12 protein-coding genes, 1 tRNA gene and 1 riboswitch are annotated in these 14,633 nt (G+C 62.1%); of the genes, 5 read left to right on the forward strand and 8 right to left on the reverse strand.

Annotated elements, in window-relative coordinates:
* Positions 1-280: 280 nt before the first annotated feature.
* Complete coding sequence (locus FCU66_RS05010; protein ID WP_136619649.1) at positions 281-1,432, forward strand: ceramide glucosyltransferase; 1,152 nt, start codon at positions 281-283, stop codon at positions 1,430-1,432.
* Positions 1,433-1,440: 8 nt separating this feature from the next.
* Here FCU66_RS05010 and FCU66_RS05015 read toward each other — a convergent pair whose 3' ends face one another.
* Positions 1,441-2,628: an O-succinylhomoserine sulfhydrylase gene (locus FCU66_RS05015; protein WP_136619650.1), complete on the reverse strand. Its 1,188-nt coding sequence runs from the start codon at positions 2,626-2,628 to the stop codon at positions 1,441-1,443.
* Between the two features lie 57 nt (positions 2,629-2,685).
* Positions 2,686-2,763, reverse strand: a riboswitch (SAM riboswitch).
* A gap of 78 nt (positions 2,764-2,841) precedes the next feature.
* Here FCU66_RS05015 and FCU66_RS05020 point away from each other — a divergent pair.
* Positions 2,842-3,936, forward strand: coding sequence for a 2'-deoxycytidine 5'-triphosphate deaminase (locus tag FCU66_RS05020; RefSeq protein WP_136619651.1), 1,095 nt, complete (start codon positions 2,842-2,844; stop codon positions 3,934-3,936).
* A gap of 93 nt (positions 3,937-4,029) precedes the next feature.
* Complete coding sequence (locus FCU66_RS05025; RefSeq protein ID WP_136619652.1) at positions 4,030-4,800, forward strand: ABC transporter substrate-binding protein; 771 nt, start codon at positions 4,030-4,032, stop codon at positions 4,798-4,800.
* Between the two features lie 195 nt (positions 4,801-4,995).
* On the opposite strand, the gene araD1 is transcribed toward FCU66_RS05025, so the two are convergent.
* From araD1 to chvE, 4 genes are all read right to left on the reverse strand, one after another.
* Positions 4,996-5,988, reverse strand: a complete 993-nt coding sequence (gene araD1, locus FCU66_RS05035) for an AraD1 family protein (protein ID WP_136619653.1) — start codon at positions 5,986-5,988, stop codon at positions 4,996-4,998.
* 205 nt (positions 5,989-6,193) lie between these two features.
* A complete protein-coding gene (gene mmsB, locus FCU66_RS05040) occupies positions 6,194-7,480 on the reverse strand; it encodes a multiple monosaccharide ABC transporter permease (protein WP_136619654.1) in 1,287 nt (428 codons plus the stop codon).
* On the reverse strand, positions 7,477-9,009 hold the full coding sequence (mmsA, locus tag FCU66_RS05045; protein WP_136619655.1) for a multiple monosaccharide ABC transporter ATP-binding protein: 1,533 nt from the start codon (positions 9,007-9,009) through the stop codon (positions 7,477-7,479). Before mmsA ends, mmsB begins: the two co-directional genes overlap by 4 nt.
* A gap of 122 nt (positions 9,010-9,131) precedes the next feature.
* Positions 9,132-10,202: a multiple monosaccharide ABC transporter substrate-binding protein gene (chvE, locus tag FCU66_RS05050; RefSeq protein ID WP_136619656.1), complete on the reverse strand. Its 1,071-nt coding sequence runs from the start codon at positions 10,200-10,202 to the stop codon at positions 9,132-9,134.
* A gap of 314 nt (positions 10,203-10,516) precedes the next feature.
* On the opposite strand from chvE, the gene FCU66_RS05055 reads away from it, so the two are divergent.
* Positions 10,517-11,506 carry a LysR family transcriptional regulator gene (locus FCU66_RS05055; RefSeq protein ID WP_136619657.1) on the forward strand — a complete coding sequence of 330 codons (990 nt, stop codon included), beginning with the start codon at positions 10,517-10,519 and terminating at the stop codon, positions 11,504-11,506.
* A gap of 160 nt (positions 11,507-11,666) precedes the next feature.
* Positions 11,667-11,918 (forward strand): hypothetical protein, encoded by a 252-nt coding sequence (locus FCU66_RS05060; protein ID WP_136619658.1) that lies wholly within the window; start codon positions 11,667-11,669, stop codon positions 11,916-11,918.
* On the opposite strand, the gene FCU66_RS05065 is transcribed toward FCU66_RS05060, so the two are convergent.
* The 3 genes from FCU66_RS05065 to FCU66_RS05075 all read right to left on the reverse strand — a co-directional run bounded on the left by FCU66_RS05065 (position 11,907) and on the right by FCU66_RS05075 (position 14,604).
* Positions 11,907-11,980 (reverse strand) — tRNA-Gly (locus FCU66_RS05065). The two genes, FCU66_RS05060 and FCU66_RS05065, sit on opposite strands and share 12 nt — an antisense overlap.
* A 103-nt stretch (positions 11,981-12,083) precedes the next feature.
* On the reverse strand, positions 12,084-12,950 hold the full coding sequence (locus FCU66_RS05070) for a PDZ domain-containing protein (protein WP_168991981.1): 867 nt from the start codon (positions 12,948-12,950) through the stop codon (positions 12,084-12,086).
* Positions 12,951-13,122: 172 nt separating this feature from the next.
* Positions 13,123-14,604: a hypothetical protein gene (locus FCU66_RS05075; RefSeq protein ID WP_136619660.1), complete on the reverse strand. Its 1,482-nt coding sequence runs from the start codon at positions 14,602-14,604 to the stop codon at positions 13,123-13,125.
* Positions 14,605-14,633 lie beyond the last annotated feature (29 nt).

The raw sequence follows: 14,633 nt of genomic DNA on the forward strand, positions 1-14,633 counted from the left end.
TATTGCGGCCTCTAGTGCACGTCGCCCAAAAGTGCCTCGGTTTTGGGAAAACGACATGCATAAAAACAAAGACATAAAGCGCGTCGCCCGACTCCGATCAAACACGACGCGCTTTAGGGGCAAGTGGCGGCAAAGAATGTCATTTAAGTGACACATGACAATGATGGTGTGCGCCGACCAGTGCCGCGCGACTCGGGCGCTCTGTCGAACTGTTGAAATCGGTCGTCATGCCAGCCAGATTGTTCTGGCGGACCGGTTTTTCTGGAGTGACCGGATCTCGATGGAACTCACTCTCATAGCCGCCACGCTTTCGACTGCTCTCATCCTCTCAAATCTCGCCAGCATCGTGCTTGCCGCTTCGCGCCTGAAACGGCGCCACACCATCGCACCGCCGGCCGGCAAGCCACAGCCGGTGTCGATCGTCGTGCCGTCGCGTGGCGTCGAGCCGTTCACGCATGAGACGCTGGAGCGCGCCTTCTCGCTCAACTGGCCGCGCTACGAGCTGATCTTCTGCGTCGCCCATGCCGACGATCCGGTGGTCAAACTGATAAACAGGGCGATTGCCCGGTTTCCGAAGGTGCCGGCCCGGCTGCTGATCGGCGACGACCGCATCAGCGCCAATCCGAAACTCAACAATTGCGTCAAGGGCTGGGAAGCGGCCCGGCACGACTGGGTTATCCTGGCCGATTCCAACGTGCTGATGCCGAGGGATTACGTCCAGCACCTCATGGCTGCCTGGCGGCCCGACACCGGCCTTGTCTGTTCGACGCCGATCGGCTCGCGGCCGGCCGGCTTCTGGGCTGAAGTCGAATGCGCTTTCCTCAACACGCTGCAGGCGCGCTGGCAATATGCCGGCGAGGCGCTTGGCCTTGGCTTCGCCCAGGGCAAGAGCATGCTCTGGAACAAGCCGATGCTCGACGCCAATGGCGGCATCCGCGCGCTGGCCGCCGAGATCGCCGAGGACGCCGCCGCGACCAAGCTGGTCAATGGCCTCGGCCTGCGCGTCAATCTCGTCGCCGCGCCCTTCGAGCAGCCGCTCGGCCGGCGCACGTTCGACGAGATCTGGTCGCGTCAGGCCCGCTGGGCGCGCCTGCGCCGCGTCACCTTCCCCCTGTTCTTCGCACCCGAAATCCTGACCGGCGCGGTCGTGCCGCTGGTGCTTGCGCTGATTGCGGCGGCAAGTGCCGGCGTCAGCCTCTGGGCAACCGCCATTGCCGTATTGGCGGCCTTCTACCTTCCCGAGTGCGCCCTGGCCTGGTCCAAGGGCTGGTACCTGTCGCCACGCATGGTCGCGGCGATCATGGCACGCGACCTGATCCTGCCGGCGATGTGGGCGCGGGGCTGGCTCGGCGGCGCCGTCGACTGGCGCGGCAACGCGATGACCATTGGCACCAAGGCGGCCGAACTGGAAGAGACGCCGTCCGGCGCCTGAAGGCCCTCTTATCTGGCCTTCAGCGCCTGCGCGATGTCCTCAAGCAGATCGTCGGTGTCCTCCAGGCCGACCGACAGTCTGAGCGTGCCCGGCCCGATGCCGAGTTCGGCGCGGGCCTCGTCACTCAGATTCTTGTGCGTCGTCGTCGCTGGGTGGGTGATCAGGCTCTTGGCGTCGCCGAGATTGTTGGAGATCAGCACGATGTCGAGCGCGTTCTGCAAGGCGAAGGCCGCCTGCTTGCCGCCCTTGACGTCGAGGCAGATCAGGGTCGAGCCGCCCGACATCTGCTTCTTGACGATATCGGCCTGCGGGTGGTCGGCGCGGCCGGGATAGATGACACGGGCGATTTCTGGCCGCTCGGCCAGGAAATCCGCGATCCGGCCTGCGCTTTCCGTCTGTTGGCGCACCCGTAGCGGCAGCGTCTCCAGACCCTTCAGCAGCGTCCAGGCGTTGAAGGGCGACAGGCTGGGCCCGGTGTGGCGGAAATAATCGTGCAGGTTCTCGTCGATCCACTTCTTGTCCGACAGGATGACGCCGCCGAGGCAGCGACCCTGGCCGTCAATATGCTTGGTCGCCGAATAGACGACGATGTGGGCGCCGAGCTGCAACGGCTTCTGCTGCAAGGGCGTGGCGAAGACATTGTCGACGATCAGTCGCGCCCCGATCGAATTGGCAAGCGAGGCGACCGCAGCGATGTCGACCACCTCCAGCGTCGGATTGGTCGGGCTTTCCAGGAAGAACAGCTTGGTGTTCGGCTTGACCGCCTTTTCCCAATTGGCGATGTCGGTGCCGTCGACCAGCGTCGCCTCGATGCCGTATTTGGGCGCCAGCGTCTCGACCACCCAGCGGCACGAGCCGAACAGCGCGCGCGCCGCCACGATATGATCGCCGGCCTTGGCGCTGCACAAAAGGGCTGCCGTCACCGCGGCCATTCCGGACGCGGTGGCGCGGGCGTCTTCCGCACCTTCCAGCGCGCACATGCGTTTTTCGAACATGTCGACGGTCGGATTGGCGTACCGCGAATAGATGAAGCCCGGCTCCTCGCCCTTGAAACGGGCTTCGGCGGCCTGCGCCGTTTCGTAGACATAGCCCTGGGTGAGGTAAATCGCTTCCGACGTTTCGCCGAAACCGGAACGCAGCGTTCCGCTGTGCACGAGTGCCGTCTGAGGCTTCCAGTTGCGCTTGTTGGTGCTCATCGCTCTTCTTCCAGACACAAAAAAACCGGCCGCGAAAGTCGCAACCGGTCCATAGGGCCTTGCGGCCCGACGGTCCTTTAGCGACTTGTTTAACGTGGCTGCAAGCCGACCGGCCAAATCACCACGGGATAACGACCCTTTAGACCCGCGCCACGCTTGCGTCAATTGCCGGCTTGATTAAGAGGTTTGTACCAGCGGCTAAGGAGCGGAGCCTTGCGGCAGACAGGCATTCTTCCCGATCAGGACATCTCGGCGCTGTTCCAGTCCGGCGCGCTGAAGTCGACGCGTGCGCTTGATGCCGACCAGATCCAGCCGGCCAGTCTTGATCTCAGGCTCGGCGACAAGGCCTGGCGGGTGCGTGCTTCCTTCCTGCCGGGCCCCAACCACAAGGTTTCGGAAAAGCTCGACCGGCTGCAGCTGCACGAAATCGATCTGGCCGAGGGCGCGGTGCTGGAGACCGGCTGCGTCTATATCGTGCCCTTGCTTGAAAGCCTGGCATTACCGGCGGACATTTCGGCTTCAGCCAATCCGAAGAGTTCGACCGGGCGGCTCGACATCTTCACCCGCGTCATGACCGATCGCGGCCACGAGTTCGACAAGATCGCCGCCGGCTATCATGGCCCACTCTATCTGGAGGTCAGCCCGCGTACGTTCCCGATCGTCGCTCGCACCGGTTCGCGTCTGTCGCAGATCCGTTTCCGCTCCGGCAATGCGCTGCTCTCGGAAGCCGAGCTGCATGAGTTGCATCGCGCGCAGATGCTGGTCGCCACCGAGCCGCCGAACATTTCCGGCGGCGGCATCGCGCTGTCGATCGACCTCAACGGCGATCAAAACGGCCTGGTCGGCTACCGCGGCAAGCATCACACCGGTCTCGTCGATGTCGACAAGCGCGCCGCACAGGAGGTCGTCGACTTCTGGGAGCCGATCCACAAGAGCGGCGCCGGCGAGCTGGTGCTCGATCCCGACGAGTTCTACATCCTCGTCAGCCAGGAGGCGGTGCATGTACCGCCGCTCTATGCCGCCGAGATGACGCCCTTCGATCCGCTGGTCGGCGAGTTCCGCGTCCACTATGCCGGCTTCTTCGATCCGGGCTTTGGCCATTCCGCGTCCGGTGGCACCGGCAGCCGGGCTGTGCTCGAAGTGCGCAGCCACGAAGTGCCGTTCATCCTCGACCATGGCCAGATCGTCGGCCGGCTGGTTTACGAGCACATGCTGAAGCGGCCGCAGGCGCTCTACGGCACCGATCTCGGCTCCAACTACCAGGCGCAGGGCCTAAAGCTGTCCAAGCATTTTCGCGCCGCGCGCTGAGCGTCTATCACCGTCAGGCAAAATACTTGCCTGCACTGGCTCGCCATGCTTGGCTGCCTTGCTGGTCGTCAAGCTTCAAGGGGAACCAAGAAAATGCAGATTTCGAAATGGATCATATCGGCAGCAGGCGCTGCCATGCTGGTGCTGGCGGCCGGCTCGCTGTCGCAGGCGCAGGAAAAGATCAAGATCGGCACCGAGGGCGCCTATCCGCCGTTCAACACCATTACGGCGGACGGCAAGGTCGAGGGCTTCGATATCGACATCGCCAATGCGCTGTGCGCGCAGATGAAGGTCGAATGCGAAATCGTCACCCAGGACTGGGACGGCATCATTCCCGCCCTGCAGGCCAAGAAATTCGATGCCATCATCGCTTCGATGAGCATCACCGAGGAGCGCAAGAAACAGGTCGCCTTCACCAACAAATACTATACGACACCGCTCGCTCTGGTGGCGCCGAAGGACAGCGATCTCACCTCGACCGAACCGGCAGCCCTGGCCGGCAAGACGGTCGGCGCCCAGGCTTCGACCACGCAGGCCGACTATGCCCAGAATACCTATGGCAAGGCGGGTGCGGAGGCAAAACTCTACCCAACCCAGGAAGAGGCGATCACCGACCTGACCAACGGCAGGCTTGATGCCGTTATCTCGGACAAGTTCGTGCTGATGGACTGGTTGAAGAAGGCTAGCGACGGCTGCTGCAAATTAATCGGCGACGTCAAGGGTACGGAAACGCAAGCCGGCATTGCCGTCCGCCTGGAAGACACCGCACTGCGCGACAAGCTCAACGCGGCCATCGACGCCATCGTCGCCGACGGCACCTACAAGAAGATCCAGGCCAAGTATTTCGACTTTGATATTTATTGAGGTTGGAGTTGCCAATCTCCCCCCTCGTGGGGGAGATGCCCGGCAGGGCAGAGGGGGGCGCGAAGGATCGCCAGCCTCTCCCTCCCAGCAGCCAAGAATACCCTGCACTCAAAGTTAGTCGATTGAGACGCCGGAGGGACAGCGCCCCCCTCTGGCCTGCCGGCCATCTCCCCCACAAGGGGGGAGATTACGCCCTCAAAGCGCCTTCACGGCCACCTTCACCGGCTGTTCGATCTCAAGCGGATTGCGCAGCGGCAGGCCGAAATCCTTGGCCTCGATCTCGAACACGTCGCCGGCCTCGGTCTTGATGCCGTCGGCGAAGGACAGCGTCGCCGTGCCGAACATGTGCACATGCACGTCGCCCGGCTGGCGGAAGGCTGCATATTTGAAGTGATGATGTTCGAGATTGGCGATGGTGTGCGACATGTTCGCTTCCCCGGACAGGAACGGCTTTTCCCACAGCACCTCGCTGTCACGCACGATGCGCGAGGTGCCCCTGATATCGGAAGGCAGGTCGCCGATCAGGATCTCCGGGCCGAACGAGGCGTTGCGCAGCTTGGAATGGGCGAGGAACAGATAGTTCACGCGCTCGGTGACGTGGTCGGAGAACTCGTTCGACAGCGTGAAGCCGACGCGGAACGGCGCGCCGTCATCGCCGATGACATAGATGCCGGCCACCTCGGGCTCTTCGCCGGCATCCTTGGCGAAAGCCGGTGACAGGAGTGCGGCACCTGGTGCCACCGCCATCGTGCCGTTGCCCTTGTAGAACCATTCCGGCTGCACGCCGATCTGGCCTGTCGCGGGCTTGCCGCCCTCCAGCCCCATGCGGAACATCTTCATGGAATCGGTCAGCTGCTCCTCGCCATCGGCGCTGAGCTTCTTGTGCATGGAATCGCGTGTCGCAGCTGAGCCGAGATGCGTCAGCCCGGTGCCGGTCAGGTGCAGATGCGCCGGGTCGGGGTGGTTGATCGGCGACAGCAGCCGCCCCTTCTTGTAGGCCGCCTCGAGATCGACCGTCTCGCCAAGCCCCTTGCGTTCGATCAGCGCGACGAGGCCGACGCCGGTGCGGGCTGCCTCCATCGCTAGCGAATAGACGCTGCGGGCGCCGTTGATGATCCGGGTCTTGCCGCCATTGCGGGCGACGACGCGGATGGTCTCGGCGTCGTCAAGGATCTGGGAGATCAGCATGATGAATCCTCTCTCATTTGCCTTGGCAGGTTGCCAAAACGGCAAACCTTGCTCAGCGCGGCCGGGACGTCGTCCATGCCACGGTTGATAGTCTCCGTTCGGATTGCGCTCGCGGGCCTGGTCCCTCAGGGGACTTCTTTACGCCGGCGGGTCTGCCGGCAGCGCCGCGATCGTATGCCTCCTGCTTGCCTCGCCTAAAGCCTGTTCAAGCCTTGTTCTTGTTGTAGACGTCGAAGATCACGGCGCCGAGCAGCACCAGGCCTTTGACCACCTGCTGCCAGTCGACATTGACGCCCATGATCGACATGCCGTTGTTCATGACGCCCATGATAAAGCCGCCGACCACCGCGCCGATGACCTGGCCGACGCCGCCCATCGCCGAGGCGCCGCCGATGAAGACGGCAGCGATGACGTCGAGCTCGGAGCCGAGGCCCGCCGCCGGCACGGCCTGGCCGAGGCGCGCCGCGATGATCAGGCCGCCGAGCGCCGACAGCACGCCCATATTGATGAACACCATCAGCGTCAGTCGCTCGGTGTTGATGCCCGACAGTTGCGCCGCCTTGGCGTTACCGCCCATGGCGTAGATACGGCGGCCGATGGTCATGCGCTTGGTGACGAAGACGAACAGCGAGATCAGCACGCCCATGACGAGAAGCACCACCGGCAGGCCCCTGTAGCTGGCGAACTCATAAACCAGGAACAGCGCCAGCGCGCTGGCGACCAGCGTCTTGATGATGAACAGAGGGAAGGGCTCGGCCTCATAGCCATGGCGTTCGCGCTTGCGTCGCGTCCTCACCCCGAAATAGGCATAGGCCAGCACGGCGATCAGACCGAGCACGATCGTCGTCATGTGCAGTGTCAGGCCGCTGCCCATGATGGTCTTGCCAGCCGCGTTCACCGTCGGCGGGATCAGCGTCAGCGGGCCGATCACATCCGGGATGAAGCCGGAGCTGAGCATTTTGAAGTCGTCCGGAAGCGGACCGACTGAGGATCCGCCGCCCAGCAGCGCCTGGCAGATGCCGCGGAAGATCAGCATGCCCGCCAGCGTCACGATGAAGCTCGGTATTCGGTGATAGGCGATCCAATAGCCTTGCGCCGCGCCGATCAGGCCGCCCACGATCAGGCAGACGATCGAAACCACCAGCGGATTGCTGAGCGGTCCGAGCTGCCAGATGACCATCATGTTTGCCGCCAGCGCGCCGATGAAACCGGCGACCGATCCGACGCTGAGGTCGATATAGCCGGAAACGATCACCAGCAGCATGCCCAGCGCCATCACGATGATGAACGAGTTCTGCTGCACCAGGTTGCTGAGGTTGACCGGCTTGAACAGCGTTCCCGACGTGGTGAACTGGAAGAACAGCATGATGACGATCAGCGCGATAATCAGGCCGTATTCGCGCAGGTTCGTCGTTAGCGCCGAGACGGCGATGCGCGGGCGCTGTTCTTCGGCGACGTTGCCCTGCGGGGCGGGGGCGATTTCGGTGCTCATGCTGCTTTTCCTTCTCCCCGAACGATGGCGCGCATTATTTTTTCCTGGCTTGCTTCCGCCGCGGGCATTTCGCCCACCATGCGCCCTTCGTTCATGACGTAGATGCGGTCGGTGATGCCGAGCAGTTCTGGCATTTCCGACGAAATGACCACGATCGCCTTACCTTCGGCGGCGAGCCGGGCGATGATCGTGTAGATTTCGTACTTGGCGCCGACATCGATGCCGCGTGTCGGCTCGTCGAGGATCAGCACTTCCGGGTCGGCGAACAGCCATTTCGACAGCACCACCTTCTGCTGGTTGCCGCCGGAAAGATTGCCGGTCATCTGATAGACGCTGGAAGCGCGGATATTGGTCTTCTTGCGATAGTCGTTGGCAACGGCGAGCTCGCGCATGTCGTCGATCACGCTATGGCGCGACACGCCGCTAAGATTGGCCAGCGTGATGTTGTGCTTGATATGGTCGATGAGGTTGAGGCCGTAGGTCTTGCGATCCTCGGTCACGTAGGCGATTCCGTGTTCGACCGCCCTGCTCACCGAGGAGACATCGATCGGCTTGCCCTTGAGCAGCACCTCGCCCGTGATGCGGCGGCCATAGGAGCGTCCGAAGATGCTCATGGCGAATTCGGTGCGGCCGGCCCCCATCAGCCCGGCAATGCCCACAACCTCGCCCTTGCGCACATTGATGTCGATGCCCTTGATCACCTGCCGGTCGGCATGGAGCGGGTGATAGACCGACCAGTTCTTCACTTCGAACACGACCTCGCCGATATCAGGCTCGCGCGGCGGATAGCGGTCGTCGAGTGAACGGCCGACCATCGAGGTGATGATGCGGTCTTCCGAGATGTCCTTCTTGGCCAGTGTCTCGATGGTGCGCCCGTCACGGATGACGGTGACCTTGTCGGCGACCCGGTTCACCTCGTTGAGCTTGTGCGAGATCAGGATCGAGGTCATGCCTTGCCGCTTGAATTCGAGCAGAAGGTCGAGCAGCGCCTGGCTGTCCTTTTCGCTGAGCGACGCCGTCGGCTCGTCGAGAATCAGCAGCTTGACTTCCTTGCTCAGCGCCTTGGCGATCTCGACCAGCTGCTGCTTGCCGACGCCGATATTGGTGATCAGCGTCTTGGGGTCCTCCTTGAGGCCCACCTTCTTCAACAGGGCGCTGGTGCGCGCTTCGTTGGCATTCCAGTCGATGACGCCGTATCTGGCGTGCTCGTTGCCGAGGAAGATGTTTTCGGCAATCGACAGCATCGGCACCAGGGCAAGCTCCTGGTGGATGATGACGATGCCCTTGTGTTCGCTGTCATGGATGCCTTTGAAATGGCATTCCTGGCCCTGAAAGATGATCTGGCCGTCATAGGTGCCTGTGGGATAGACGCCCGAGAGCACCTTCATCAGCGTCGACTTGCCGGCGCCGTTCTCGCCGACCACGGCATGGATCTCGCCCTCCTCGACGCTGAGGTTGACGTTCGACAGCGCCTTCACGCCGGGGAACGTCTTGGTGATGTCGCGCATCTCCAAAATCGTCGAGGCCATGGGAACTACCGCTCCTTGAGAGGTCGGCAAACACTGCCGGCGAGGTCGGTAACAATACCGGGCTCGCTGGTGAACGAAAAGGGGCCCTGCGTTGCGCAGGACCCCTGACTTTGTAACCGGGGTTACTTCAGCTCGTCGGCCTTGATGTAGCCGGAGTCGACGACCAGTGCCTGGTAGTTCGACTTGTCGACCTCATGCGGCGTCAAGAGGATCGAGGGAACGACCTTGACATCGTTGTTGTAGGTCTTGGTGTCGAGGCCATCCGGCTTGCCACCCGAGAGCACCTTGTCGACGAGCTCAACGGTCGACTTGGCCAGTTCGCGGGTGTCCTTGAACACGGTCGAGTACTGCTCGCCCGAGATGATCAGCTTGACCGAGGCGGTCTCGGCGTCCTGACCGGTCACGACCGGCCAGGGCTGGGCGTCCGTGCCGTAGCCGACGGCGCGCAGCGAGGCGGTGATGCCGCGCGACAGGCCGTCATAGGGCGACAGAACGCCATCGACGCGGCTGCCGTCCGAATAGTTGGCCGACAGCAGATTGTCCATGCGCGCCTGGGCGGTGGCCGCCAGCCAGCGCAGCGTGCCGACCTTGTCCATGCCGGTCTGGCCGGACTTGATCTTGATCGAGCCGTCGTCGATCAGCGGCTGCAGCACGGAAATCGCACCATTGTAGAAGAAGAAGGCGTTGTTGTCGTCGGGCGAGCCGCCGAACAGTTCGACGTTCCACGGCTTGGTGTTCGGGAAGCGCTCCTTGAGGCCCTTGACCAGCGAATTCGCCTGGATGACGCCGACGCCGAAATTGTCGAAGGTGGTGTAGTAGTCGACATTGGCGGTCTTCTTGATCAGGCGGTCATAGGCGACGACGACGACACCGGCGTCAGCGGCCTTCTGCAGCGCATCCGACAGGGTGGTGCCGTCGATCGAAGCGATGATCAGCGCCTTCGGGCCCTTGGTGATTTCGTTTTCCAGCTGGCTGAGCTGGTTGGGGATGTCGTCCTGCGCATATTGCAGGTCGACGGTGTAGCCGAGAGCCTCGAGCTGGGACTTGACGGCGTCACCGTCATTGATCCAGCGCTGCGAGGTCTTGGTCGGCATCAGCACGCCGACAAGACCCTTGTCGGCTGCGTGCGCCGAGTAGGTCATGGCAGCGATGCCAAGGGCCGCGACGGCGGCCAGTGTCTTGATGATTTTCACTTTAACTCTCCCTGGTTGATGGACGCGGCACCCCGGGGGTCGCGGGCCGCGCAATCGTGCAGAAGCGCCAAGGCACTGCTGCCGTCATATCGATCTCCGGTATCCTCCCATGGCCCCGAGGCGCTGATTTCAATCGATACGATTTTTCTCGTCAGCGACCGTCACGTCTCGGAACGCGCGAAGGGTGTGGCTCTTTGCCATAACTGTCAAATGCGATCTTTGATGGTTGCTATATCATGGTTGGTATATGTTATTGCGGTGTGACGGGCTGATCCCAATGCCGCCCGTCGGCGAGCAGAAGAGAGGGGAAAGTAATGGCTGCGCTAGGGAATGCGACTGCAGTTTCAAATGGTTACAGAGAGACGCCAGGCGATGGCGAAACCCTGCTGCGCAGCGGGCTCAGCCTGCGTCACATGCGCATGATCGTCGCGCTCGACGATCATGGCCGGGTCAGCGCGGCGGCGCAGGTGATGAACATTTCGCAGCCGGCGGCCTCGCGCATGATCAGCGAGATGGAGGCGGTGCTGGAGGTCAAGCTGTGTGAAAGATTGCCGCGCGGGATCACCTTGACGCCCTACGGCAAGGCTTTGGCCAGGCGCGCGCGCTCGATCCTCTTGGAGATGCGCGAGGTCGACCGCGAGATTTCCGAGCTCAAGGCGGGCAAGGGTGGTTCGGTTTTCCTCGGTGCCGTGACGGCGCCTGCGATCGAGCTGGCGGTGCCGGCAATTCGCGAAATCCGCCGCATCTATCCGCGCATCGAGATCACCATGCAGGTCGAGACCTCCAACGTGCTGGCGCGCGAGCTGATCGCCACGCGCCATGATTTCATCATCGCGCGCATCCCCGACGACCTCAATCCGCGGCTGTTCGAGTCGCGCGTCATCGGCGTCGAGAAGGCGTGCCTGATCGTGCGCCGCGGCCATCCGCTCACCAAGGGAAAGGCGGTGCGGCTGGAAGAGACCGCCGCCTATGACTGGGTCTTCCAGTCGGGCGGCTCGCCCTTGCGCCAGGCGATGGAGAGCAATTTCCTCAACCGCAACATCGCTTTGCCGGACCGCATCCTCAACACCAGCTCACTGCTTCTGACCCTGGTCATGGTTGCGCAGTCCGATGCCATTGCGCCGGTCTCGGTCCAGGTGGCGAAATTCATCCAGAACCCCGACGGGCTGGCCGGCGCCATCGATGTCGTCCAGACCGAATTCGACATCGAGGTCAGGCCCTACAGCCTGATCACGGTGAAGAACCGCGTTCTGTCGCCGGCCGCCAAGATGCTGCATGATTTCATTCTGCGGGAAGTGGGTTGATGGGTGGCTCGGGTAGGGTTGTCTGGCGTCGAGTTCGATCGGGCGCGCAAAGCACATGAAAGAGCCGCCAGGCCGAGGCTAGCGGAAGCGAGCCGGGAACATTGTTTCCTGCCGATGCGTTCATGATCTTGCAAGGGACGATTTCTTCTGGAGACTGAACATGTGCAGCTTCGAAATCATCGATCTGCTTTACGTGGTCGAAGCCTGCAAGCACGATCGATCGGTCGGGAATTTCGTGTCCATGGCTGAAAGCGTGGAAGAATTGCGGGTACTGACCGGCGATTTCGTTTCATCGGATGACGCAGTGGCAAACGCCCTCGCGACGGTGGCGCTTGCGCGAGGCTGCTCGGTTTTGTTCGACGAACAAGCAGGCGCTGAGATTGTTTCTGGCGCCCTAGACTGGAGCGGGTAGAGGGAATCGAACCCTCGCGTTCAGCTTGGGAAGCTGACAAGCTACCATTACATCATACCCGCGCGTGTTCTCGTTATCATGACGGCATAGGCTCGGGCAATCGCAAAGCCACCCAAACCAAAGGCTGATTGTGTCTGCCGATTCGGCACTCAGCCGGCTGGGAGACTAGTTGTCGTCACCGCCATCGTCGCCACCGCCGCCGTCATCGCCACCGCCGGAATCATCGCCGCCGGAACTGTCGTCGGCAGCGTCGCCGTCGTCACCGCCGTCGGAATTGTCTTCCGCGGCGGAAGCATCGGTGTCGTCGGTTCCGGAAGCCTCCGGCTGATCGCTCGGCTCTGTCGCCTGGTCGCTCGCGCCGTCAGTTGTCGCATCCGCTTTGCTGTCCGAACTCTCGTCGGTAGCCTCACTGTTGGCCTCCGAGGTGAATTCCTCCGATGATGCGGTGGCCTCCACAGTCGTCTCGGATGATTCGTAGCTCGCCGTCATCTCCTGGCTGTATTCGCTGTAGAACTCGGAATAGCTGAAGGTCGTTGCAACGGACCAGCTTGTCCATGTCGCGACAGTGACGACATCGATGGCGGTTTCGTAGCTGCTCAGCGTGATGGTGCTATTGGAATTGTAGGACTTGCCGTCGCGATAGCAATCGAACCGGAAGTCGGATTTGCCTGCTTTCGCCCAATAGTAGACCACCGTATCGACATCGATCGGCTTGTGGATCTTGTGGCCGTGGACCTTGGCAATCACGTCGCCCGGCTTGATGCCTTGCTTTTCGCCGGCACCACCAGGCTTCACCGACAACACGAGGACGCCGTGGGCGTGTGGCTTGAGTTTGAATTCCTTGCGCACCGTGTCGTTGATTGGCAGCAGAACCGCTTCGATCGCCCTGGAAACATAAGGCGTGGGCAGTTTGACATCGCCGCTGAGCGCGTAGGCGTTGGTCGAGTAGGAAATCGGAACTGCCGCCAGATGCAGCGCCCAGGCCAGACTGAAAACGGCCTTGGAAAATTTTGTCGCGCGTCGCTTTGTCATAACCCCGTTCCCCCCTGTGAATGCCAGTCTTGCGGAATCACCAGCCGTCAGCACTAACATGAATTAGCCAGGGCTGAAGTGATGTTCCCAACAATCTTTTCCTTTGACCGGCAGCGCGGCGGAGCGAGGCTCTCATTTTGGATGCCCGGCACTTCGCACCGGCGCGGCAGGGTCAGGTGCCGGGCAGGTAGATCACCGCGTAGTCGTCCGCATAGGCCCGCTTCCAGCCCAGCTGGTCGAAGAAGGGGATGCGGTTGTCGCCGGAGGCCAGCAGCGCCCAGCCGATTGCGTATTTCTTCAACCGGGCTTCGAGAAGCGGCTTGCCGTTGCTCTGGCCCGTCTCGTCATCGGCCTTTGTGAAACCGCCCAGGAACAGCTGGTCCGTCCGTCCGTCGATATAGGTCTTGATCCCGTGGAAGATCAGCGTCCCGCCGAAATTGTAGGAATTCATCACATTGCCGGACAGATGATGGCTTTCAGCGAAGGCCAGCGCCCCGCTGGCCGACGTCTTCGGGCTCGGCGCGACCTGATGGATACTGCCGAGCACGGCGACCCCACTGACCGTCAAGACGGCCGCCGCGCCGCAGATCGCGTAGAATCGCCTGGCGAAGAATTTTTCCAGTCCGTCGCGCTTTTGCGCCAGCCATGCGGTGGCTGAAAGCGAGGGGTATTGCTGCGCGACCTCGACTGCGATCACCAAGGGAACCAGCAGGAAGAACAGATACACGAAACGCACATGAGCGAGATAGACATGCAAGGTGAAGACGACGAACAAAGCCTTGGCCCAGCCAATTCGCAACCGTGATACCAGAAGCCCGAAAAGCCCCAGCAGCATCGCCACTTCCTGGACGGAGTTCTCCGGCTGATTGAATGCTTTCCATTCCATGATCAGCGGCACAGCCTCATTGCCGTAAGCCACGGCGAGCGTCGCCAGGATGGCCTGGACGCCATAGGGGTGGATCAGGCTGACCAGCGGGCAAAGCAGACCGAATGCGATCCATTTCGCCAGGAGGGCTGGTTTCGACAGGCCTGTGCGCGCCAGCAGATCGAGACCGGCGAAAGCCGCGATGATGAAGCTCAGGGTGAAGGTGGCGTGCAGGTTCGCCCACAAAACGACCAGCACGAGCAGCCACCAGGGCGGCGCCCGTTCTTCCCTTGCCGCACGAAAGAGCATCTCCGTCCAGATGACGATGATCGGGAAGGTCAAGACATGCGGACGCGCCGTGAAGATCGACATGATCAGGAACACCGCGGCGAAGGCCAGTATAGTGGCCAGGATCGGCTTCAGCCAGGCGCTGAGAAACCACCCCATCAGGAAAACCGTCAGGGAAATCGAAGCGATGATAACGGTGACCACCCCGTTCCAGCCTCCTGCCCGGTAGGCAAGAGCCAGCACGACCTGCCCCAGCCATTCCTTGGCAATCCATGGCTGGCCGGCAAACGTGTAGGAATAAGGGTCGACTGTCGGAAATGTCCGGTTTGCCAGCAAATCCAGCCCGACCTTCACTTGCCACCAGCTGTCTGGATCCTGCAGCGTGGAACCGGCTTTTGCAGTCAGTATCGCCGCCATCGCCCAAGCCGTGAACAGGCAGAATATCAGGCGGGTCCGCTCGTCGTGCGTTGCGGCTTCCACACCGGCCTGGGCGTTGTCCATAGCGCGCCGCCTCTGATTGTTTGCGATGA

Source organism: Mesorhizobium norvegicum (genome assembly GCF_004919685.1).
Lineage (GTDB): Bacteria > Pseudomonadota > Alphaproteobacteria > Rhizobiales > Rhizobiaceae > Mesorhizobium > Mesorhizobium norvegicum.